The organism is Frigoribacterium sp. NPDC087798, from assembly GCF_044742985.1.
GTDB lineage: Bacteria > Actinomycetota > Actinomycetes > Actinomycetales > Microbacteriaceae > Frigoribacterium.
This window is the reverse complement of sequence record NZ_JBIUVP010000004.1, coordinates 122,974-144,945: the sequence shown is the minus strand read 5'-3', so window position 1 is coordinate 144,945 and position 21,972 is coordinate 122,974. Positions and strand designations below refer to the sequence as shown.

19 protein-coding genes are annotated in these 21,972 nt (G+C 72.5%); 16 read left to right on the top strand and 3 right to left on the bottom strand.

The annotated features are described in order from the left end of the window. Window positions 1-187 precede the first annotated feature (187 nt). The 5 genes from ACIOSR_RS12155 to glmM all read left to right on the top strand — a co-directional run bounded on the left by ACIOSR_RS12155 (window position 188) and on the right by glmM (window position 6,526). Window positions 188-2,965, top strand: a complete 2,778-nt coding sequence (locus ACIOSR_RS12155) for an ExeM/NucH family extracellular endonuclease (RefSeq protein ID WP_402752755.1) — start codon at window positions 188-190, stop codon at window positions 2,963-2,965. A 112-nt stretch (window positions 2,966-3,077) separates the two neighbouring features. After that, window positions 3,078-3,977 carry a tRNA pseudouridine(38-40) synthase TruA gene (locus ACIOSR_RS12150; protein ID WP_236557048.1) on the top strand — a complete coding sequence of 300 codons (900 nt, stop codon included), beginning with the start codon at window positions 3,078-3,080 and terminating at the stop codon, window positions 3,975-3,977. A 195-nt stretch (window positions 3,978-4,172) separates the two neighbouring features. Beyond that, window positions 4,173-4,619: a 50S ribosomal protein L13 gene (gene rplM / locus ACIOSR_RS12145; protein WP_043593314.1), complete on the top strand. Its 447-nt coding sequence runs from the start codon at window positions 4,173-4,175 to the stop codon at window positions 4,617-4,619. A 32-nt stretch (window positions 4,620-4,651) separates the two neighbouring features. Next, window positions 4,652-5,137 (top strand): 30S ribosomal protein S9, encoded by a 486-nt coding sequence (gene rpsI / locus ACIOSR_RS12140; protein WP_082059799.1) that lies wholly within the window; start codon window positions 4,652-4,654, stop codon window positions 5,135-5,137. Window positions 5,138-5,164: 27 nt separating this feature from the next. Beyond that, window positions 5,165-6,526 (top strand): phosphoglucosamine mutase, encoded by a 1,362-nt coding sequence (glmM, locus tag ACIOSR_RS12135; protein WP_402752754.1) that lies wholly within the window; start codon window positions 5,165-5,167, stop codon window positions 6,524-6,526. 143 nt (window positions 6,527-6,669) lie between these two features. Here the strand turns inward: glmM and coaA are convergent, their stop codons facing one another. After that, window positions 6,670-7,626: a type I pantothenate kinase gene (coaA, locus tag ACIOSR_RS12130; protein ID WP_123571284.1), complete on the bottom strand. Its 957-nt coding sequence runs from the start codon at window positions 7,624-7,626 to the stop codon at window positions 6,670-6,672. Between the two features lie 83 nt (window positions 7,627-7,709). Here coaA and glmS point away from each other — a divergent pair, with 83 nt between their 5' ends. The 10 genes from glmS to ACIOSR_RS12080 all read left to right on the top strand — a co-directional run bounded on the left by glmS (window position 7,710) and on the right by ACIOSR_RS12080 (window position 18,618). Then, window positions 7,710-9,563: a glutamine--fructose-6-phosphate transaminase (isomerizing) gene (gene glmS, locus ACIOSR_RS12125; protein WP_192122965.1), complete on the top strand. Its 1,854-nt coding sequence runs from the start codon at window positions 7,710-7,712 to the stop codon at window positions 9,561-9,563. A 41-nt stretch (window positions 9,564-9,604) separates the two neighbouring features. Continuing rightward, window positions 9,605-10,024 carry a holo-ACP synthase gene (locus ACIOSR_RS12120; protein WP_056043525.1) on the top strand — a complete coding sequence of 140 codons (420 nt, stop codon included), beginning with the start codon at window positions 9,605-9,607 and terminating at the stop codon, window positions 10,022-10,024. Then, window positions 10,021-11,112, top strand: coding sequence for an alanine racemase (gene alr / locus ACIOSR_RS12115; RefSeq protein ID WP_402752753.1), 1,092 nt, complete (start codon window positions 10,021-10,023; stop codon window positions 11,110-11,112). The genes ACIOSR_RS12120 and alr (ACIOSR_RS12115) overlap by 4 nt, the downstream gene beginning before the upstream one ends. Then, window positions 11,109-12,245, top strand: a complete 1,137-nt coding sequence (alr, locus tag ACIOSR_RS12110; RefSeq protein ID WP_056043518.1) for an alanine racemase — start codon at window positions 11,109-11,111, stop codon at window positions 12,243-12,245. Before alr (ACIOSR_RS12115) ends, alr (ACIOSR_RS12110) begins: the two co-directional genes overlap by 4 nt. A gap of 47 nt (window positions 12,246-12,292) precedes the next feature. Next, on the top strand, window positions 12,293-12,805 hold the full coding sequence (tsaE, locus tag ACIOSR_RS12105; protein ID WP_402752799.1) for a tRNA (adenosine(37)-N6)-threonylcarbamoyltransferase complex ATPase subunit type 1 TsaE: 513 nt from the start codon (window positions 12,293-12,295) through the stop codon (window positions 12,803-12,805). 96 nt (window positions 12,806-12,901) lie between these two features. Beyond that, the gene (locus tag ACIOSR_RS12100; RefSeq protein ID WP_402752752.1) at window positions 12,902-14,395 is read left to right on the top strand and encodes a polysaccharide biosynthesis tyrosine autokinase; all 1,494 of its coding nucleotides are present in this window, start codon (window positions 12,902-12,904) and stop codon (window positions 14,393-14,395) included. After that, complete coding sequence (locus tag ACIOSR_RS12095) at window positions 14,392-15,516, top strand: glycosyltransferase family 4 protein (protein ID WP_371740457.1); 1,125 nt, start codon at window positions 14,392-14,394, stop codon at window positions 15,514-15,516. The genes ACIOSR_RS12100 and ACIOSR_RS12095 overlap by 4 nt, the downstream gene beginning before the upstream one ends. Beyond that, window positions 15,513-17,039 (top strand): lipopolysaccharide biosynthesis protein, encoded by a 1,527-nt coding sequence (locus tag ACIOSR_RS12090; protein WP_402752751.1) that lies wholly within the window; start codon window positions 15,513-15,515, stop codon window positions 17,037-17,039. The genes ACIOSR_RS12095 and ACIOSR_RS12090 overlap by 4 nt, the downstream gene beginning before the upstream one ends. Then, window positions 17,036-18,049: a glycosyltransferase family 4 protein gene (locus ACIOSR_RS12085; protein WP_402752750.1), complete on the top strand. Its 1,014-nt coding sequence runs from the start codon at window positions 17,036-17,038 to the stop codon at window positions 18,047-18,049. The genes ACIOSR_RS12090 and ACIOSR_RS12085 overlap by 4 nt, the downstream gene beginning before the upstream one ends. A gap of 125 nt (window positions 18,050-18,174) precedes the next feature. Continuing rightward, the gene (locus tag ACIOSR_RS12080; protein ID WP_402752749.1) at window positions 18,175-18,618 is read left to right on the top strand and encodes a DUF4265 domain-containing protein; all 444 of its coding nucleotides are present in this window, start codon (window positions 18,175-18,177) and stop codon (window positions 18,616-18,618) included. Window positions 18,619-18,675: 57 nt separating this feature from the next. Here ACIOSR_RS12080 and ACIOSR_RS12075 read toward each other — a convergent pair whose 3' ends face one another. Then, window positions 18,676-19,908, bottom strand: a complete 1,233-nt coding sequence (locus ACIOSR_RS12075) for an ATP-binding protein (RefSeq protein WP_402752748.1) — start codon at window positions 19,906-19,908, stop codon at window positions 18,676-18,678. 44 nt (window positions 19,909-19,952) lie between these two features. Continuing rightward, on the bottom strand, window positions 19,953-20,894 hold the full coding sequence (locus tag ACIOSR_RS12070; protein ID WP_159824979.1) for a glycosyltransferase family 2 protein: 942 nt from the start codon (window positions 20,892-20,894) through the stop codon (window positions 19,953-19,955). Window positions 20,895-20,970: 76 nt separating this feature from the next. On the opposite strand from ACIOSR_RS12070, the gene ACIOSR_RS12065 reads away from it, so the two are divergent. Continuing rightward, window positions 20,971-21,972: a glycosyltransferase family 2 protein gene (locus tag ACIOSR_RS12065; RefSeq protein ID WP_402752747.1), complete on the top strand. Its 1,002-nt coding sequence runs from the start codon at window positions 20,971-20,973 to the stop codon at window positions 21,970-21,972.

Here is a 21,972-nt window from a genome sequence, read left to right as displayed (position 1 = left end):
CCACCCGGAGGGCCCGTCACCGTGAGGTGACGGGCCCTTCGTCGTGCAGGGAGCAGGAGGGGGTCCGCACAAGAGAGGACTGGCCCCCCGGGCGGGGGTCGTTTACCTTGGCGATTGTTCTGCGACACCTGTGGTGCACCTGTGCCGCCTACGGTGACCGGAGCCCGACCCGATCACGAAGGACGTCATGTCGCCACGCCCCCGCCCACTCAAGGCCCTCGCCCTCACGACGGGCATGGCCCTCGCGCTCGGGCTCGCCCCTCTCGCGACCGCCGCGCCCGCCCTCGCCGCGCCCGACGGCTCGTCGGTGGTCATCAACGAGGCCTACCTCAAGGGAGGCAGCGCCAACGCTCCCTTCAACCGCAAGTTCGTCGAGCTGTACAACCCCACGACGGCGTCGGTGTCGCTGGCCGGCTGGTCCCTGCAGTACCGCTCGGCGACGGGCGCCGGGCAGTTCTCCGCCGCCGAACTCGCCGGCACCATCGCGGCCGGTGGCTACTTCCTCGTGGCGATCCCGGGCAACGGCACCACGGGCGCCGACCTGCCCGCCCCCGACGCGAGTGCCTCTCTCAACCCGAGCGGCACCACGGGAACGGTCCTGTTGTCGAACGGCGCCGAGCCGTTGACGCTCGCACCCGGTTCGATCCCCGCCGGGACGCCGGGCGTGGTCGACCTGCTCGGCTACGGCGCCTCGAACACCTTCGAGACGACCGTCGCTCCCGTGACGGGAACGAACCCGACGCCCAACTCGTTGGCCCGCACCGCTGGTGTGGACACCGACGTCAACGCGGCCGACTTCTCGACGCAGACCACCGTCACCCCGCAGAACTCCGGCGGCACGGGCACCGACCCCGGTCCGGAGCCCGAGCCGCAGCCCGAGCCGACCCCCGAGGCCGACGTGACGGTCGCCCAGATCCAGGGCGCGACCGGCACGAGCCCTCTCGTCGGTCGCACGGTGACCACGCGGGGCGTCGTCACGGCCACCTACCCCACGGGCGGCCTCGACGGCTACGTCATCCAGACCCCGGGCACCGGTGGCGCACTCGACCTGGCGACGCACGTCGCGTCGGACGCGCTGTTCGTGTACTCCGCGAGCACCGCCTCCTCGGTCGCCGTCGGCGACTACGTCGAGGTCGACGGGACCGTCACCGAGTTCTTCGGCCTGACGCAGATCACCGTCACCGGTGCGGCGTCGCTCCGGGCGCTCGACGCCTCGACCGTCGCGGCACCCCAGGCGGCGACCGTCGCCCTGCCCGCCACCGACGCCCAGCGCGAGACGCTCGAGAGCATGCTCGTGCTGCCTCAGGGCGAGTTCACCGTCGCGGACACCTACACGACGAACCAGTACGGCGAGGTCAAGCTCGCCTCGGGTGACCGGCCGCTGATCCAGCCCACCGAGGTCGCGCGTCCGGGCTCCCCGGGCTACGCGGCGGTGGTCGCCGACAACGCGGCCCGAGCCGTGACCCTCGACGACGGTGCCACGACGAACTTCTTCACCGCGGCCAACCAGTCGATCCCGCTGCCCTACCTCTCGAACGAGAACCCCGTCACGGTGGGCGCCTCGGTCGCCTTCACGAAGCCGGTCGTGTTCGACTTCCGCAACTCGGCCTGGAAGTACCAGCCGACCGCCCGCCTCACGGGTGACACGGCCTACGGCGACCTGCCCGTCACGTTCGAGGACATCCGGACCGACGCCCCGCGCGAGGTGGGAGGCGACCTGAAGCTCGCAAGCTTCAACGTGCTCAACTACTTCACGACGACGGGCGACCAGCTGCGCGGCTGCACGTTCTACACGGACCGCGCGGGTGCGCCGGTGACGGTGAACAGCGGCTGCGACGCTCGTGGTGCCGCGAACGCCGAGAACCTCGCCCGCCAGCAGGTGAAGATCGTCACGGCGATCACCGCCCTGGGCGCCGACGTCGTGTCGCTCGAGGAGATCGAGAACTCGGCCCGCTTCGGCGAGGACCGCGACTCCGCACTCGCGACCCTGGTCGGGGCGCTCAACGCCGCGGCCGGCAGCGAGGTCTGGGACTACGCGCGCTCACCGGAGGCGCTGCCCGCCAACGAGGACGTCATCCGTCTGGCCTTCATCTACAAGAAGGCCGTCGCCGAGCCCGTCGGAGGGTCGACGATCCTGACCGGATCGGCCGCGTTCAGCAACGCCCGGCAGCCGCTCGCGCAGGCCTTCCGGCCCGTCGGCGGTGACGCCGGCTCGACCTTCGTCGCGATCGCGAACCACTTCAAGTCGAAGGGCAGCGGTTCGGGCCCGGACGCCGACCAGGGTGACGGTCAGGGCGGTTCGAACGGCTCGCGCGTCAACCAGGCGAACGCCCTGGTCGCCTTCGCCGCCGAGCGTGAGGCCGCTGCGGGGACCGACAAGGTGTTCCTGCTCGGCGACTTCAACGCCTACAGCCAGGAGGACCCGATCGAGGTGCTCCGCCAGGCCGGCTACGTCGACCTCGGCTCGACCGGGACCGACGAGTACAGCTACGTCTTCAGCGGCCTCAGCGGGTCCCTCGACCACGTGCTCGCCTCGCCCGCCGCGGCCGAGGCCGTCACGGGCGTGGACATCTGGAACATCAACTCGGGTGAGGGCATCGGCCTCGAGTACAGCCGCTTCAACTACAACGCCGAGCAGCTGTACCAGCCCGACCAGTTCCGCTCGAGCGACCACGACCCGGTCGTCGTCGGGGTGTCGCTGCTCGCCGCTCCCGTCGACCCCGCCCCGCCGGTGACCGACCCGGGCACGACGCCCGGAGCCGGAGCCGGAGCCGGAGCCGGTCCGACCGTGCCGGGTGCCGGTCCCGGGGCGGTCACCCCGGGCACGACCGCACCGACCGCGGACGGCTCGCTCGCCTTCACGGGCTCCGCGCCCCTGGCCGGGTGGCTGGCGCTCGCCCTGGTGCTGATGGCGATGGGTGGCACGGTCCTCGTGGTCCGGCACCGCGCCTCCCGCATGGGCTAGGCGGAGGCGCCCGACGGCGGTCGTGACCCGGGTGACCGGGTCGCGGCCGCCGTCGTCGTCCGCCCACCCGGCAGGCCGAGGAGGCGCGGTGTCGGCCCCGTAGGATCATCGGGTGACGATCGACGCCCCGGCCCTGACGCGCCTCCGCCTCGGGGTGGCGTACGACGGCACCGGCTTCTCGGGCTGGAGCGAACAACCCGGCCGCCGCACGGTGCAGGGCGAGATCGAGGCCGCTCTGCAGACGCTCTTCCGCAGGCTGGGGGACGTGCCGACCGTGACCGTGGCGGGTCGCACCGACGCCGGCGTGCACGCGCGCGGACAGGTGGTGCACCTCGACCTCACCGACGCCCAGATCGCCCAGCTGCAGAAGCCGCACCGCGGCATGCGCGACCAGTCCCCGCTCGACGCCCCGACCGTGCTGGCCCGGCGGTTGAACGGGCTCGCGGGCGCGTCCGACGAGATCGTGATCTCGGGTGCCCGGGTCGCGCCTCCGGGTTTCCACGCCCGCTTCGGCGCCCTCTGGCGCCGCTACGAGTACCGCATCGCCGACCGGGGGGCCGAACGCGATCCGACGAGGCGCAGCCACACCCTCTGGTACGACCAACGCCTCGACCTCGAGCTGATGAACGCGACGGCGTCCGGCCTGCTCGGCCTGCACGACTGGGCCGCGTACTGCCGACACCGCGACTACGCGACCACCATCCGCGAGCTGCAGGAGTTCTCGTGGAGGCGCGAGGCCGACGGCGTGCTCGTCGCCTCGGTGCAGGCGGACGCGTTCTGCCACAACCTCGTGCGCAACCTCGTGGGCGCCTGCGTGGCCGTCGGCGAGGGAGCGATGGAGGCGCATCGTGCGGTGGGCGTGCGGCGCGAGGCCCAGCGCAACGGCGAGTTCCGGGTCGTGCCCGCCCACGGACTCACGATGGTCGAGGTCGGCTACCCGCCCGACGCCGAGATGGCCGCCCGGGTGGCCCTGACGCAGGTGAAGCGGTCGCACGATCAGCTGGGGGAGTGACTCCCCGGGGCGAGGCGGGCGATGGTTGACCGTCCGGCCCGTGTCGGGTAACGTGAACCCTTGGTGTCTGCGCAACTGCGCGCTTTCGCCCGAAGTTGAGCCCTCCACCTGACTCGTTCTCATCGCCTCTGCGGTGACAACGGCAACGGAGCGGGATTCACGAACCTCTCACCTCGACCAGAAAGCAGCACTACTGTGACGCGCACTTTCTCCCCCAAGCCGGCTGACGTTCAGCCGAACTGGCTGATCATCGACGCCAACGACGTCGTGCTCGGCCGCCTCGCGAGCCACGTGGCAGCCCTGCTGCGCGGCAAGCACAAGCCGACCTTCGCCCCCCACATGGACATGGGCGACTTCGTCATCGTCATCAACGCCGACAAGGTGGCCCTCACCGGCTCCAAGCTGGCCGAGAAGCTCTACTACCGTCACTCGGGTTACCCGGGCGGCATCACGGCCACCACGTACTCCGAGATGGTCGAGAAGCACCCCACCCGTGCGGTCGAGAAGGCCATCCGTGGCATGCTGCCGAAGAACTCGCTGGGCCGTGCCCAGATCAAGAAGCTGAAGGTGTACGCGGGTGCCGAGCACCCCCACGCTGCTCAGCAGCCCACGGTTTACACCCTCGACCAGGTCGCCCAGTAGCGTCCGCCTTCAGACTTAAGGACCCCCACACAGTGGCTCAGATCGCAGATTCCATCGACCAGGCTCCCGAGAGCTTCACCACCGAGAGCTCGGCCCCCGAGGCCGCCGCGACGCCCCGCCCCGTGCTGAGCGTCGGCGGTTCCGCCGTCGGTCGCCGCAAGGAGGCCATCGCTCGTGCGCGCCTCACGCCCGGCTCCGGCACGATCGTCGTGAACGGTCGCACCCTCGAGGACTACTTCCCCAACAAGCTGCACCAGCAGCTGATCAACGACCCGTTCAAGGTCCTCGACCTGCTCGGCTCGTACGACGTGGCCGTCAAGGTCACCGGTGGTGGCCCCTCGGGCCAGGCCGGTGCCCTCCGTCTCGCCATCGCCCGTGCGCTGAACGAGATCGACCGCGAGAACAACCGCGCCACGCTCAAGAAGGCCGGCTTCCTCACCCGTGACGCCCGCGTCATCGAGCGCAAGAAGGCCGGTCTCAAGAAGGCCCGCAAGGCCTCGCAGTTCTCGAAGCGCTAACCAGCACCACACAAGGCAGGTCTCGCGATGTCGCGTTTGTTCGGTACCGACGGTGTCAGAGGCCTCGCCAACCGTGAGCTGACCGCCGCGCTCGCCCTGGGGCTCTCCCAGGCGAGCGCGGTGGTGCTCACGAAGGGGCATCACGCCGATGCCCGTCGTGCCGAGGGACGGCGCCCCGTCGCCGTCGTCGCGCGCGACCCCCGCATCTCCGGTGAGTTCCTCACCGCGGCCGTCTGTGCCGGGCTCGCCAGCTCGGGTGTCGACGTGCTCGACGCCGGAGTCATCCCGACCCCCGCCGCGGCCTTCCTGGTCGACGACATCGGCGCCGACTTCGGCGTGATGATCAGCGCCTCGCACAACGCCGCGCCCGACAACGGCATCAAGTTCTTCGCCTTCGGCGGCACCAAGCTCCCCGACGAGGTCGAGGACCGCATCGAGGCCGCCATGGCCGATCCGCAGCTGATGCCGATCGGTGGCGACGTGGGCCGCATCCGTCGGTTCGCCGACGCCGAGGACCGCTACGTGCTGCACCTGCTCGGCGCCCTGCCCAACCGACTCGACGGCATCCACGTCGTCCTCGACTGCGCCCACGGGGCCGCCTCGGCCGTCTCTCCCGAGGTGTTCACCGACGCCGGCGCGACGGTCACCCTGATCGGCGCCGATCCCGACGGCGTGAACATCAACGACGGCGTGGGGTCGACCCACCTCGACAACCTCGCGAAGGCCGTCCTCGAGCACGGGGCCGACGTCGGCATCGCGCACGACGGCGACGCCGACCGCTGCCTGGCCGTCGACGCCACCGGCGCCGTGGTCGACGGCGACCAGATCATGGCCATCATCGCCCTGGCGCAGAAAGAACGTGGCGCGCTCGTCGACGACACGCTCGTCGCGACGGTGATGAGCAACCTCGGCCTCATCCGCGCCATGGCCGAGCACGGCATCACGGTCCGCCAGACCAAGGTCGGCGACCGCTACGTGCTCGAGGACATGAACGAGCACGGCTTCACCCTCGGCGGCGAGCAGTCCGGCCACATCGTCTTCGCCGACTACGCCACCACCGGTGACGGCATCCTCACCGGTCTCTCGCTCGTGGCCCGCATGGCCGCGACCGGCAAGAGCCTGGCCGAGCTCGCCTCGGTCATGACGGTCTTCCCGCAGATCATGGTCAACGTGCGGGACGTCGACCGCTCGCGAGCCGCGTCCGACGAGGGCGTGGCCGAGGCCGTCCGCCGGTTCGAGGCCGAGCTCGGCGACACCGGCCGCGTACTGCTCCGCCCCTCGGGCACCGAGCCCGTGGTGCGCGTGATGGTCGAGGCCGCCGACCAACCGACCGCCGACCGCGTCGCCCACTCGCTGGCCGACGTCGTGCGCGAGCGACTCGCCCTCTGACCCGGGCGGCGGACGGGGCGCGACGTCCCGGTGACGTCACCCGCGCCTCCTGACCGGACGCGGCGCCCGACCGGACGCGGTGCGCGACCGGCTGCGGCGCCCGACCGGACGCGGCGCCTGAGCCGGCCCGGCGTCGCCGCGGCTCAGATCTTGCGCAGCAGGACCGAACTGACCTTGTGGTCGGCCGCCTTCCGCAGGACGAGCGTCGCCCGTGACCGGGTCGGCAGCACGTTCTCGATCAGGTTGGGCTCGTTGACCGACTTCCAGATGCCCGAGGCGAACGACCGCGCCTCGGGTTCGCTCATGTCGGCGAAACGGTGGAAGAACGAGCGCTCCTGGGTGAACGCGCCCTTCTGCAGCGCGAGGAACCGTTCGACGAACCAGTTCTCGATGTCGCCGGTGCGGGCGTCGACGTAGACCGTGAAGTCGAACAGGTCGCTGAGGGCGAGCCGGCCGGCGACGGCGGGCTGCAGCACGTTCAAGCCCTCGACGATCAGGATGTCGGGCCGCCGCACGACGACCTCGGCGCTCGGCATGATGTCGTAGCTGGTGTGCGAGTAGAACGGCGCACGCACCTCTTCGGCGCCGCTCTTGACCTGCGAGACGAACCGCAGCAGGTGGCGGCGGTCGTACGACTCGGGGAACCCCTTGCGGCTCATGATGCCGCGGCGTTCGAGTTCGGCGTTCGGGTAGAGGAACCCGTCGGTGGTCACCAACTCGACGCGGGGGGTGTCGTCCCAGCGGCTGAGCAGCTCTCGCAGGAGGCGCGCGACGGTCGACTTGCCGACGGCCACCGACCCGGCGACGCCGATCACGAAGGGCGTGCGCTGGGCCCGTTCGCCGAGGAAGTCGCTCGTGGCCCGGTGCAGGTTGCGGGCGCCGGCGGCGTAGAGGTTGAGGAGGCGGCTGAGCGGGACGTAGACGTCCTGCACCTCGCGCATGTCGAGGCGGTCGCCGAGGCCGCGCAGCTGGACGATCTCGGTCTCGGTCAGCGGCAGGCGCGTCGTCGGGGCCAGGTCGGCCCAGGCGTCGCGCCCGATCTCGACGAAGGGGCTCGCGTGCACGGCGGAGGGCGCGGTCGTCGGGTTGGCTTCGGCCATGCGCACGAGGCTACCGGTCCGGGGTCGACGCGAGTCGGCACGGCCCGCCGGGCTCTCGGACGGGAACCTCTAGGATCGACCCCATGTGTGGAATCGTGGGATACGTCGGAACGGGTGACAAGAGCATCGAGGTGCTGCTGGGCGGCCTCAAGCGACTCGAGTACCGCGGGTACGACTCGGCGGGAGTCGCCGTGATCGACGCCGCGGGCGACCTCGGCACCCGCAAGAAGGCCGGCAAGCTGCAGATGCTCGTCGACGACCTCGAGGCGACGCCGCTCACCGACGGCACGACCGGCATCGGCCACACCCGGTGGGCGACCCACGGTGGCCCGACCGACGCGAACGCGCACCCCCACCTCGCGGACGACGGCAAGCTCGCCCTCATCCACAACGGCATCATCGAGAACTTCTCCGAGCTCAAGGCCGAGCTGCTCGCCGAGGGCGTCGAGTTCCTCAGCGAGACCGACTCCGAGGTCGCCGCGCACCTGGTGGCCCGGGCCTACCGTTCCTCCGGCGACCTGACCGAGGCCCTGCGCACGGTCGTCAACACCCTCGACGGCGCGTTCACGCTGCTCGTCGTGCACGCCGACCAGCCGGGCGTCGTCGTCGGCGCCCGCCGCAACTCGCCCCTCGTCATCGGCCTGGGCGACGGCGAGAACTTCCTCGGCAGCGACGTCGCGGCCTTCGTCGCCCACACCCGTCGGGCCATGTCGATCGGGCAGGACCAGCTCGTGACGATCCGTCCCGACTCGGTCGAGGTCGTCGACTTCTCCGGGGCGCCCGTCGAGACGACCGAGTTCGAGGTGGACTGGGACGCCTCGGCCGCCGAGAAGGGCGGTTGGTCCAGCTTCATGGCGAAAGAGATCAGCGAGGAGCCCGAGGCCGTCGCCAAGACGCTGCTCGGCCGCATCACCGCCGAGGGCGCCGTGACCCTGACCGAGCTCGACGGCGTGCGCGAGCGCCTCCTGACCGTCGACCGCGTCATCGTCATCGCCTGTGGCACCGCCGCCTACGCCGGCATCCTCGGCAAGTACGCCATCGAGCAGTGGGCCCGCATCCCCGTCGAGGTCGAGCTGGCGCACGAGTTCCGCTACCGCGACCCGGTCCTCGACGAGAAGACCCTCGTGGTGTCGATCAGCCAGTCGGGCGAGACGATGGACACCCTGATGGCCGTCAAGTACGCCCGAGAGCAGGGCGCCCAGGTGCTGTCGATCTGCAACACGCAGGGCTCGACGATCCCGCGCGAGTCCGACGCCGTGCTCTACACGCACGCGGGCCCCGAGGTCGCCGTCGCGTCGACCAAGGCGTTCGTCGCCCAGGGCACCGCGCTCTTCCTGCTGGGCCTGCACCTGGCGACCCTGCGTGGCACGCTCAGCGCCGAGGCCATCGCCGAGCAGGTCACCGACCTGCACGAGATCCCCGGCAAGATCGAGCAGGTGCTCGAGTCGTCCGAGCGCATCAAGACCCTCGCCGGCTGGATGGCCGACACCCGGTCGGTGCTGTTCCTCGGGCGTCACGTGGGCTACCCCATCGCCCTCGAGGGCGCGCTCAAGCTGAAAGAGCTCGCCTACATCCACGCCGAGGGCTTCGCCGCCGGCGAGCTCAAGCACGGTCCGATCGCCCTGATCGAGCCCGGTCAGATCGTCTTCGTCGTCGTCCCCAGCCCGCGCGACCCGCGGTCCTTGCACCCCAAGGTCGTCTCGAACATCCAAGAGATCCGCGCGCGCGGCGCCCGCGTCATCGCGATCGCCGAAGAGGGCGACGCCGCGGTGCTGCCCTTCGCCGACGAGGTGCTGCACATCCCGCTGGCGGCCCCGCTCTTCGAGCCCCTGCTGTCGGTCGTGCCGCTGCACATCTTCGGCATGGAGCTCGCCGCCGCCAAGGGCCTCGACGTCGACCAGCCGCGCAACCTGGCCAAGTCGGTCACCGTCGAGTAGCGGGTCGTGCAGCCGGGGCAGGGCGTCAGGCGGGTGAGGACGTGATCGTGGGCATCGGCGTCGACGTCGTCGACCTCGGACGCTTCGACCGCTCGATCGAGCGCACGCCGGCGCTCGCCACGCGTCTGTTCCGAGCCGACGAGCTCGTCCTCCGGGACGGCAGCCCCCGCGGGCGCCCGTCGCTCGCGGCCCGCTTCGCCGCCAAGGAGGCGCTGATCAAGTCCCTGGGCGGCTCCACCGGGGTGCGCTGGCACGACGTCGTGGTCGTCTCCGACGACCAGGGAGCCCCGTCGCTCGTGCTCAGCGGGGGAGCGCGGTCGCTCGCCGACTCGCGAGGCGTCTCGCGCCTCCATCTGTCGCTCAGCCACGACGGCGGGGTGGCGGTCGCCTACGTCGTCGCCGAGGGCGACGGCCGGGCCCCCGTCGACCACGACGCACACCACGAAGGGGCGGACCGATGACCCACGACGTCACCATCACCGTCGACACGGCCGCGTTGCGCCACAACGTCGAGGTCCTCCGGGCCGCCGTCGCGCCGTCGGCCGTCATGGCCGTGGTCAAGGCGAACGCCTACGGCCACGGTGCCGTCGAGTGCGCCCGGGCCTTCGTCGAGGCCGGCGTCGACTGGCTCGGCGTGGCCGACCTGACCGAGGCCGTGGCCCTGCGTCGAGCCGGTGTCGAGGCGCCCGTGCTCGCCTGGCTGCACGCTCCCGACGAGGACTTCGTCGAGGCCGCGGCGCTCGGCATCACCCCCGCGGTGTCCAGCGTCGACCAGCTCGAGGCGGCCGTGGCGGCCGGTGTCCGCGCGGTCCACCTGGCGATCGACACGGGTCTGAGCCGCAACGGGGCCGTCGAGTCCGAGTGGCCCGAGCTGTTCGACCGCGCGGCCGGCCATGACGCCGTCGTGCCGGTCGAGGGCCTCATGACCCACGTGTCGAACGCGTCGTCCGAGGACGACGGCCTGCAGACGGCCCGCTTCGCCCGGGCGTCCGCGATGCTCGACGAGCGGGGGGTGCGGCCGCCCCTGCTGCACGTGGCCGCCTCGGCGGCGGCGCTCGACTACGTGGGGACACGAGCCACCATGGTGCGCTTCGGCCTCGCGAGCTACGGGCTGAGCCCGTACGCCGACCGCACGTCCGCCGAGCTCGGCCTGCGCCCGGCCATGACCGTCACGGCGCCGGTGACCACCGTCAAGCGCATCCCGGCGGGCGAGGGCGTGTCGTACGGCTACCTCTTCCGTCCCGAGCGCGACACGTCGATCGCCATCGTGCCGGTCGGGTACGCGGACGGCATCGACCGGGCCGCGAGCGAGCGCGCCTCCGTCACGATCGGTCGGGGCACCTACCGCGTCCGGGGGCGCATCGCCATGAACGCCCTCGTGATCGACGTGGGCGACGACCCCGTCGAGATCGGCGACGAGGTCGTGCTCTTCGGCGACCCGGCGCTGGGTCGGCAGTCCGCCGCCGACTGGGCCGAGGCGATGGGCGGCATCACCTACGAGGTCGTCGCCTGCCTGGCCGCCGGCCTCACCCGGAGGTACACCGCATGAGCGCCGCGACGTCCCTGCGACGGGCCACGGTCGACCTGGCCGCGTACCGGGCGAACCTCGAGTCGTTGATCGCCCGTCTCGACCCGGTCGAGATCCTGGCGATCGTCAAGGCCGACGCCTACTCCCACGGCGCCCCCGTGCTCGTGCCCGAGGCCGTGGCGGCGGGCATCCGCTGGTTCGGCACGGTCGAACTCGCGCCGGCCCTCGAGATGCGACGGCTGGGCATCGGAGGCGACGCCTCGTTCTTCGCCTGGCAGCTCAGCCCGTCCGACGACCTCGAGGCGGCCGTCGACCTGCGCGTCGACCTGGGGGTGTCGACCTTCGACCAGCTCGACGCCGTCGCGGCGGTCGCGCGGGCCCGCGGCGGGGTCGCCCTCGTCCACCTGACGATCGACACGGGCCTGCACCGCGAGGGGTGCCTGCCCTCGGACTGGCCGGCCTTCGTCGCCCGTGCCGTCGAGTTGCGCGACGAGGGAGTGGTCCGCCTGCGCGGCATCTTCTCGCACGTCAGCGAGACCAGCGAGGCCGACGACCAGGCCGCGGCCCGCGTGTTCGAGCAGGCCGTGGCCGAGGCCGAGGCGCTCGGGGCCACCGTCGAGAAGCGGCACATGTCGTCGAGCTCGGCCGCGCTCGAACACCCCGAACGACGCTTCGACATGGTGCGCATGGGGTCGAACGGCCTGGGCATACCCGTGACCGAGGGCGTCACCGCCGCCGACCGGGGACTGCGGCAGGTGCTCACGCTGAGCGCGTCCGTGGTCAAGGTCAAGCGCGTCGCCGCGGGCACCGGCGTCTCGTACGACTACACGTTCCGTGCTCCGTCCGACACGACGCTCGCGCTCGTGCCCCTGGGGTACGCCGACGGCGTCAGCCGGCGGGCACAGGGCACCGTGCACGTCGTCGTGAACGGCGCGCCCCGCCCGATCGTGGGCCGGGTCGCGATGGACCAGTTCCTGGTCGACATGGGCGACGACCCCGTCGCGGTCGGTGACGAGGTCGTGTTGTTCGGGCCGGGCGACCAGGGCGAGATGACCATCGGCGAGTGGGCCGACGCCACCGACACGATCCCCGAGGAGGTCGCCTGCCGCGTCGGAGCCCGGGTGCCCCGCGTCTACGTCGGCGGACGGCCGTGACCGTCCGGGGCGACCCCCTCGAGCTGACCGTCGCCGACGCCGACGCCATGGAGGCGCTGGGGCGTCGGATGGCCGGGTCGCTGCGGGCGGGTGACCTGCTGGTGTTGACCGGACCGCTCGGCGCCGGCAAGACGACCTTCACGCGCGGCCTCGGCGAGGGGCTCCAGGTGCGCGGCCAGGTGGCGAGCCCGACGTTCGTCCTGGCGCGCACGCACCCGACCGCGTCGGGCACGCCCCTGGTGCACGTGGACGCGTACCGGCTGTCGGGCGAGGCCGAGCTCGACGACCTGGACCTCGACTTCGAGGGCTCGATCGTCGTGGTCGAGTGGGGAGCCGGGCTGCTGGACGGCGTCGCCGAGTCGTGGCTCGACATCGTCATCGAGCGTCCGACCGGGGCGGCCGAGGCGCAGGTCGTCGACGCGTCGGACGACGGGTCGGCGGGGCACGGGCCGGACGACGGGCAGGAGGCGCCCGCTCCCGAGGTGCTGGACGAGCCGAGACGCGTGACGATCACGCCGCACGGCACCCGCTGGGCCGACACGGCCCTGCTCGCCGACTGACCGTCACGGGCACGGGCACCCCCTCCGGGGGTCGTGAGGACCTCTCTGCTCCGGGTATGCTCGCCAGGTTCCACCACCTCAACCCGGGAGTGTCCGTTGGATCCTCAGCACTACTGGCGCGCTCTCCTGAAGAGTTGGCCCCTCGTCGTCGTCCTCGCCCTCGTCGGCGGAGGCGCGGGTTACGCGTACGCCCAGACGCAGCCCGACTCGTTCCGGGCCACGAGCAGCGTGTTCGTCTCGGCGACCGAGGGCTCCGACCCCAACGAGCTGTTGCAGGGGTCGTCGTACACGCAGAACCTCGTGCAGAGCTACACGCGTCTCGCCACGTCGTCGGTCGTGCTCGAACCCGTCATCCAGCAGATGGGCCTCGACGTGACCCCGACGCAGCTGGCACGTCAGATCACCGCCGAGAACCCTCTGAACACCGTCATCATCGACGTCGCCGTGGTGGACGGCGACGCGCAACGGGCGGCCGACGTCGCGAACGCGGTCACCATCTCGTTGAGCCGGCAGGCCCGGGCGCTGTCGCCCGAGAACACCGCCGGCAACTCGACGCTGAGCGTCGCGCCGATCGCCGAGGCCACGCCCCCGACGTCGCCCATCAGCCCGAACCGCCGACTGATCGCCCTGAGCGGTCTCGCCGTCGGAACCGTCCTCGGCATCGCCCTGGCGCTGCTGCGATCGGTGGTCGACACCAGGCTCCGCACCGCCCGCGACGTCGAGGACCTGCACCTCGTGCCGTTGCTCGGCAGCGTCACGCGCCGCAACCGTGGCGTGCTGGCTCTCTCCGACGAACCCCAGGGTGCGGCGGCGGACGACTTCCGTCGCATCCGGGCCCAGCTGCAGTTCGCGGACGTCGACCGCGCCACCCGGACCATCGCCGTCTCGTCGGTCGCGGCCGACGAGCGCGAGGGGCGGGCGGCGGTCGCCCTCGACCTCGCGCTGGCCTTCGCCGAGCGGGGCCTCGAGGTGCTCGTGGTGGACGCCGACCTGCGCGGCAGCGGTCTCGCCGAGCTCGCCGCCGTCTCGGACGAGGTCGGCCTGACCGACGTCGTCGTCGGCCGACTCGAGTTCGCCGCCGCCGTGACGTCGTGGCGCGACGGCGTCGACATCCTCACGGCCGGCGACGTGCCGCCGAACCCGAGCCCGCTGCTGAGCTCGCGATCGATGGCCCTGCTGCTCGAGACCGCCGGGGAGCGCTACGACGTCGTCGTGGTCGACGCCCCCGCGGTGCTCACGTCGTCCGACACGCTCGAGATCGGTCGCCTGACCGACGGCGTCGTCATCGTCGCCACGGCGGGCCGGTCGACCCGGCCGCGGCTCGTGTCGGCCGTCCGCGCGCTGACGAACGTGAAGGTGCGCGTCATCGGCGTCGTGTTCGACGGGGTGGCCCCGGGCCGTCAGCGGGCGTCGCACGACCTGCCGCCGTCGGTGCTCGTGCCCGTCTCGACGTCGTCCGACGAGCAGACCTATCCCTTCGGCACCGCCACGACGGCCGACGCGACCGCCACGACAGCCGCCACGACCGAGGCGGCGGCTCCGGGCAGGTCCCGCCGCACCGCGGGCCGCCAGGGCGACGCCACGTCGTGAGCCCCACCCGCCCGGCCCGCCCGTCCCGGGGGCGCACGCCGCGCCTCCCGGCGGTCCGCCTCTACGAGTCCGTGCGCACGGCCCACCTCGAGCGGGCGCACGAGCTGGCGCCCGCCAGCATCGTCTACCGCGTCACCCGCTACGACTTCGACGACTCGCTCGCCGCGGGGCTCGACCTCGTGCAGGCCGGTCCGCTCGCCTCCGCCTGGCTGATCGCGCGGTCACGGGTCGAGACGCTCGAGGTGAACGAGCCACTCATGACGTCGAGCCTGCCGACCACGGCGCTGGTGCTGGCCGCCCTCGCGGTGCGACGCCGGCTGACCGGCCGCCGCACGGTCGTCGTCAGCTACCTGATCGGCAACGCCGACCCCTTCGACGCGGCCACTGCTCCGCGCCTGCGGACGCGACTGCGCCGACGAGGCGAACGCGTGCTGGCACGCGCGGTCTGGCGCCGTCTCGACCGGGTGGTCTTCGGGACGGACGCCGCGCGCGAGACGTACGCGCGCCTCCTGGGGGCCGCCTCGCCCCGTGTCACCACGACCACCGTGCCGGCCCTGCCGACCCGGCACGCGGACGCCCACGGTGGCGGCGTCCGCCCGCCCGCGGTGGCCTTCGTCGGCTCGTTCGTCGAGCGCAAGGGGCTGCGCGTCCTGGCGGCGGCCTGGCCGCTCGTCGTCGCCGCCCGCCCCGAGGCGACGCTGACCCTGCTCGGCAAGGGCGCGCTCGAGCAGGAGGCGCGGGCCCTGTCGGTCGCGCAGCCCTCGGTCGCCGTCGAGGTCGACCCGCCCCGTCCCCGCATCCACTCCGTGCTCGAGGAGGCACGCGTGCTCGTGCTCTGGTCGCAGCCCAGCCCGACCTGGCGCGAACAGGTGGGGTTGCCGATCGTCGAGGGGCTGTCGCACGGCTGCACCGTCGTCACGACCACCGAGACGGGGCTCGCCGACTGGCTCGACGCCCACGGCCACGTGGTCGCGTCCGACCCCCGCGCACCACAGGTGCTGGCCGACGCGATCGTCGAGGCGCTCGACGCCGGACGCGCCGCCGACGACGTGCTGGCCGACCTGCCCGACCGGGACGGACGCCTCTCCGCGGACGACCGACTGTTCAGGAGCGCCTCGTGAGCCGGTCGACGACGGGTGCGGCCGGTCGTCCCCGTCGGGGCGGCGCGATGGCCGCCGTGGGCTCGACCGCGGCGACGAAGGTCATCGTGATGGGCCTGTCTGGCGTGCTCGGCATCATCACGAGCCGCATGATCATCCAGAACTTCGGCACCGACGCCTATGCGCAGTACGGGCTGCTCTCGACCTTCCCGACCCTGTTGCCGTTCGCCGACCTCGGCATCGCGGCCATCGTCATCAACGCGGTGGCCGGGTCGTCGTCGGTCCGCACCGACGACTTCGTCAAGCGCTCGATCGTCACCGCCTTCCGCGTGCTGCTGGTCTCGGGCGGCATCATGGTCGCGGTCGCCCTGCTCATCACCCTCGCGGGCTGGTGGCCCGTGCTGCTCGGCGAGGGGTTGTTGCCCGACGGCGGCTCGCTCGCGGCGGGACTCTGCCTCGCGGTGTTCGGCCTCGTGATCCCGCTCACGGTCGGGCAGCGCATCCTCGTGGGGCTGAAGAAGACCAGCACGCAGGTCGCCAGCCAGGCCGTCGTGGCACCGTTCATGCTGCTCGCCATCGGTTCGGCCGTCATGTTCAGCGTGCCGGTCGGCAGCTACCTCGCGGTCATCTCGTACGTGGCCAACAGCCTCGTCTCGGTGATCTGCCTGATCGTGGCGGCGCGCGCGCTGTCGCCGCAGATCGGGTCGGCCGTCAAGCTCGTGCCCCGCATCCGCAGCTACCGCGGCGTGCCCGCGCTGGGCCTGGCCTGGCCGATGCTCGTGCAGATGATCGCCCTGCCGGTCGCGATGCAGACCGGCCGCCTGCTCCTCAGCCACCTGGCCGGGCCGGACGAACTCGCGCAGTACAACCTCGCCTCGCAGCTCTTCGGCATCGTGCTGCAGACCGTCGCGGCCGCCGGCATCGCCCTCTGGCCGGTCTACGCCGCGGCCCGCTCGGCCGGGCGGGTGGAGTCGCCGACCGTGCCGACGCTGTGGTTCCTGCTGGGGGGACTCGTGCTGGGCACGGCGCTCGCCGTGCTGAGCCCGTTCCTGGCGCGCTTCGTCTCGGGCGGGGCGATCACGCTCGACGGCTGGATGCTCGTCGGGTTCGTGGTGTTCGTCGGCCTGCAGGCGGCGAAGTACCCGGTCGGCATGTACATGACCGACAAGACCGGGCTGGTCTTCCAGGTGCTGCCGATCGTGCTGATGGTGCCGCTCAACCTGGGGCTGTCGTGGTGGTTCATCGGGCAGGTCGGGGCAGCCGGACCCGTGCTGGGGTCGGCGATCTCGGTGGCGCTCTGCCAGCTCGTGCCGAACCTCTGGTACGTGTCGCGCGACCTCGGTCGCCGTCGGGCCGAGGCGGCAGCGGGCGGAGCGGCCGGCGACGATGCCGACGACGACGGCACCGTGGGCCTCGACGTCGACGAGCAGCGTGGCGACGAGACGGCGACCGACCAGGCCATCGTCGAGCGGGCGGCGGCCGAACCGGCCTCCGACGCACGGTCCGGCGACGGGCGTGGCGACGGACCCGAGGAGGCGCGGTGATCGAGGTCCTGTTCGCGAGCGAACGCGACGTCCCCGGTTGGGCGGCCGACCACGCGGCGGGCCTCCGCCCCGGCCTCTGGCCGTACGGCCTCGAGGCGCTGCGCGACGCAGACCCGGAGGCGCGCATCGCGTCGGCCCCGGAACCCGGCCGCCTGCAGGTGCTGCGCGACCGCGTGGTGCCGCGCCGCGCCTCCTCGTCCGGAGTGCCGTCCGACGACGTCGGGGTGACCTGGGACGAGAACGTCGCGCGTCGGATGCTGCTGGCGCGGCCGCACGAGCGCATGTACACGGGCGTGATCTGGGTGACGGACCGGGTCGAGCGCGGGCAGGACGTCGGGCGCATGCGTGACGTGCTGCGACGCATGAGCGGACTCTGGGTGATCAGCCGCGGGCAGGTCGAGCCGTTGCGACGGTTCGTCGGCGAGGACGGCCCGCCGGTCGGGTTCTTCACCTTCGGGGTCGACGAGGACTTCTTCGCGGCGCGTCCGTGGCCCACGCGACCGATGGTGCTGAGCATCGGAGGCGACCGCGACCGCGACCCGGCGACCCTGTTCGCGACGCTCGAGCAGGTCCACGCCGAGCGACCGGACGTCGAGCTGGTCGTGCAGACGACGAGCGACGCGGCCCCGCCCGAGGGCGTCACCGTGGTGCCGCACGTCTCGCACCGCGAGCTGGCCGAGCTGTACGCCCGTGCCTCGCTCGTCGCCGTGGCGACGCGCGACAACCTGCACGCGTCCGGCATGACGGTCAGCCTCGAGGCGATGGCCACGGGTCGGCCCGTCGTGATGACGGACACGCCGGGCATCGAGGACTACGTGGTGCACGAACGCACCGGGCTGCTCGCGCCGGTGGGGGACTCGGCGGCCCTCGCCGGGCACGTGCTGCGGCTGCTCGGCGACGAGGCCGAGGCACGCGCGTTCGGCGCGGCGGGACGGGCCCTCGTCGAGGAGCGGCTGACGACGCGGCACCTCGCGGCGTCGCTGGCGGAGTTCGTCGGCGCCTCGGCATGAGTTCGGGGGCGCCGAGGGGCATGGCCCGGTTGTGGCCGTTCAAGCGCAGGGACGCGAAGGTGCCGGGTGTCGCTGGCGGAACCGTCCGGACCGAGGCGAGCGAGGCCGTCGAGGGTGCCACGCACGTGAAGGTCCGCGTCCTGCTCGACCAAGAGGACGGGTGGCCGGACACGGAGTCCGAGGGGTTGTGGGCGCTGCCGCTGATCTCCGGTGACTACCGCCTCGAGAACACGCCGTTCTTCGCCTTCGGGATGTCGAACGGCGACGAGGTCGCGGTCTCGTCGGATGCTGACGGCGTGCTCTGGGTGAGCGGAGTCGTCTGGCGCAGGGGACGCATGACGGTCCGCATCATCACGAGTGATCGAGACGACTGGCTCGAGGGCATCCTCGCGGAGTTCGCGCCCCTCGGCGTGACGGGTGAAGGCTTTCAGCAGTTCCGGTTGCTGTCGTTCGACCTCGGCCCGGAGTCGGACGTCCCCGCCGCGAAGAGGCTGCTGGCGCACGGTGCGGCGTCCGGGCGCTGGGAGTACGAGGAAGCCGACGTGTCGGACGCGTGGCTGGCCCTCTGAGGTAGTCGGCGGGCGGCCGACGGTCGCAGGCGTGGATCATCAGGGCGCCGTCGGGGCTCAGGCGGTCCGGGGCCAGTCCGTCGTCAGGTACGCCTCGACGGCACGGTTGCGGAACGCGTACGGCTTGCCCCGGCTCACCACCCCGCGCACCGTGTCGAGCCGTTGCGAGGTGGGCCCGAGCTGGGCGCCCGAGGCCAGGCCCATCGCCTCGGCGATGGCGTTCAGGGTGCGCTCTGCCGGGGGCAGCGACGCCATCGCCCGGAGGAACTCGTTCTCTCGTGGGGGGAGGCGGTTCAGGATGCGCTCGACGTGGGCCGACGCTTCGCCCTCGGCTCCGCGCCAGCCCGCCACGACGTCGTCCTCGGACACCACGGGTGCCGTCCGGACGTTCCACGCCCGCTGCCCGGCGAGCTGGAACAGGAAGGGCTCTCCGCAGCTGAGGGCCGCGATGGCCCTGGCCGCCGCGGGGTCCATGCGGACGGTCTCGACGACGCCGTGTTCGCCCGGGGTCTCCCAGCCGGCGATCACGAACGGCTGGAGTGCCTCGAGGATGTCGCCCTCGTCGAGGGGGCCCAGCGTGGTGGTCCGGAACCGCCGGGCGAAGGTCGCCCCCTTGCGGGCACCCGCCATGTCCTCGAAGTCGGGGAGGCCGGTCAGGTAGACGGCGACGGGCAGGTGCCGGGACACGGTGCCTCCACCGGGGACGGCGACCTCGACCTCGTGCGAGAGGGTGTCGCCGAGCGCGATGAGCAGTTGCGAGAGGGCGGCCTCGTCGCCGATGTTCTGCACCTCGTCGACGTGGATCACGACGACGGCGTCCTGCTCGATCGCCGCCTGGCCGAGTTCGACGAGGAGTTCGAAGAGCGCCGTGAACGGCTCGGGGCCGTCGGCGCCGCGCGTCGTCACCGAGAAGCCGGTCGCGGCCACCTGCTCGACCCTGGCGAGCAGGTCGAGCACGCCCCGACGGGTCGAGGCACGGAGCCCGGCGCCGTCGGCCAGACGCAGGACGGCGGAGGCGATGATCTTGAGCGGATCGGCCCCGGTGGGCATGCGCAGCTGAGGCGTGACCCAGTCGCCGGCCTCGGCGGCGTCGCGGGCGATGCGTCGGACGAGGCTCGACTTGCCGGTGCCCGGTTCGCCGAGGATCGTCCGTCCGGTCTCGTACAGACCCGCACGTCGGCGGGGTCGCAGGACCTGGTGCCAGTCGCTCAGCTGCTCGGTTCGGCCGGCCCAGACGTCGGGGACGACGTCGGAGCCCGCCTGGAACGGGTTGGTGAGGGGAGATCGCACGGTGATAAATTTATCAGAGCCCGGGTCGACCGTTGATAAATTTATCAAACCCTCTCTCGGGCTCGTCGTCGACGCAGCTCGGTCGCCACGATCCGTCGCCCCTCGAGGACGGCCCGCAGTCCGACGAGCAGCGTGCCCGGTGACCGGACGAACTGGCGCCGCCCGCCCTGCAGCAGCACCTCCCACGCGATGCGGGGGGTCAGTCGGCGCCACCGGCGGAGGTCGTCGTCGCCGAGGTGCTTCGCGGCGAACAGCAGCCGGTTGCGGATGTTGTACCGGTAGTACCCCGCCGACTTCGCCTGCCCCGACCGGTCGGCCCCGCCGTCGGTCTGCGTGCCGCCCTCGGCGTGGACGACGGTGACGTCGTCGAGCAGCCGCAGCGCGCCTCCCGAACCGACGACGCGACGCGACAGGTCGACGTCCTCCCAGTACAGGAAGTAGTCGTCGTCGAAGCCGCCGCAGCGCTGCCAGAGGTCGTCGCTCAGCACGAGGCAGGCGCCGCTCAGCCACTCCTCGACGCGGGCGCCGGGCAGCCGTCGTCGCCGCGAGCGGATGCGGCCGTCGTCGAGGTACAGGTCGCTGCCCGCCGACCAGACGCTGCCGTCGGGGCGCAGCACGGTCGGCGCGCTCATCGTCAGCGGGTCGGACGAGGAGGCGCGGTGCAGGGCGGCGAGGGCTCCCGCGTCCGCGACGGCGTCCGGGTTGAGCAGCACGTGGTGGCGCGCCCCGGCCTCACGGGCCCGGGCGACGCCGAGGTTCACGCCGGTGCCGAAGCCCTCGTTGCCGTCGGGCGCGACGAGGTGCCAGCCCTCGGCCGCGGCGAGCTCGCTCACGCGGGCGCGCTCGGCCGCTCCCGACCAGTTGTCGACGACGACCACGACGAGGCCCTCCGTCGCCCGTGAGACGGGCGCGAGGTTCTGGCGCAGCAGGTCGGTCGAACCGTAGTTGACGACGACCACCGAGAGGCCGGCGAGCGACTCACCCACGGTTCGTCCCCCGTCCACCCGCAGGAGGCGCGGTGCAGGGCCCGTCGCCCCTCACCGACCTGACATGCTGGGGGCCGTGACGACCGACCCGACCACGCCGCGCCTCCTGACCATCGCCGTGCTGACCTTCCGCCGGCCGCGCGATCTCGACGCGGTGCTGCCGCTGCTCGTCGAGCAGGCCCGCAGCGTCCGCGGACTCGGCGTCGAGGCGCGCGTGCTCGTCGTCGACAACGACGCGAGCGGGTCGGGCCGTGGACGCGTCGAGGAGGCGGCGCTCGCGGCGGCCGACCCGGGCGACGGTGCCGGACCCGTGACGGTCGACTACGTCGTCGAGGCCACGCCCGGCATCGCCTCGGCCCGCAACCGTGCGCTCGCCGAGAGCGGCGACGGCGACGTGCTGGTCTTCATCGACGACGACGAGCGGCCGTCCGACGGGTGGCTGGGCGCCCTGGTCTCCCTGCAGGCCGAGACGGGTGCCGCGGCCGTCGTCGGTCCCGTGCGCAGCGAGTACGAGGTCGAGCCCGAGCCCTTCATCGTCGAGGGACGCTTCTTCGTGCGACGCCGACTCGCGACCGGCACGCCCGTCGACGTCGCCGCCACCAACAACCTGCTGCTCGACCTCGTCGAGGTGCGTCGCCAGGGCCTGGCCTTCGACGTGGCCCTCGGCCAGCTCGGTGGCGAGGACACCCTCTTCACCCGCAGCCTGGTCGCCGGTGGCGGCACGATCCTGTGGTGCGCCGAGGCGGTCGTCACGGACGTCGTCCCCGCCCACCGCGTCACGCGGCGATGGGTCGTGCAGCGTGCCTACAGCAGCGGCAACGGTTGGAGCCTCACCTCGGTGATGCTGTCCGCGCGAGGGGCCTCGCGACTGTCCACGCGCCTCCGGCTGTCGGCCAAGGGCGGCGTGCGCGTCGTCGGCGGGCTGGGCCGGTACGCGGTCGGCACGGTGACCCGCCCCCTCGGTCGACGGTCGCTGGGGCAACGCGCTCGCGGCATCCGGACGATGGCCCGGGGCGCCGGCATGGTGGCGGGCGCGTGGGGCGCGGGGTACCGCGAGTACGGCCGCGTCGACGGCTGA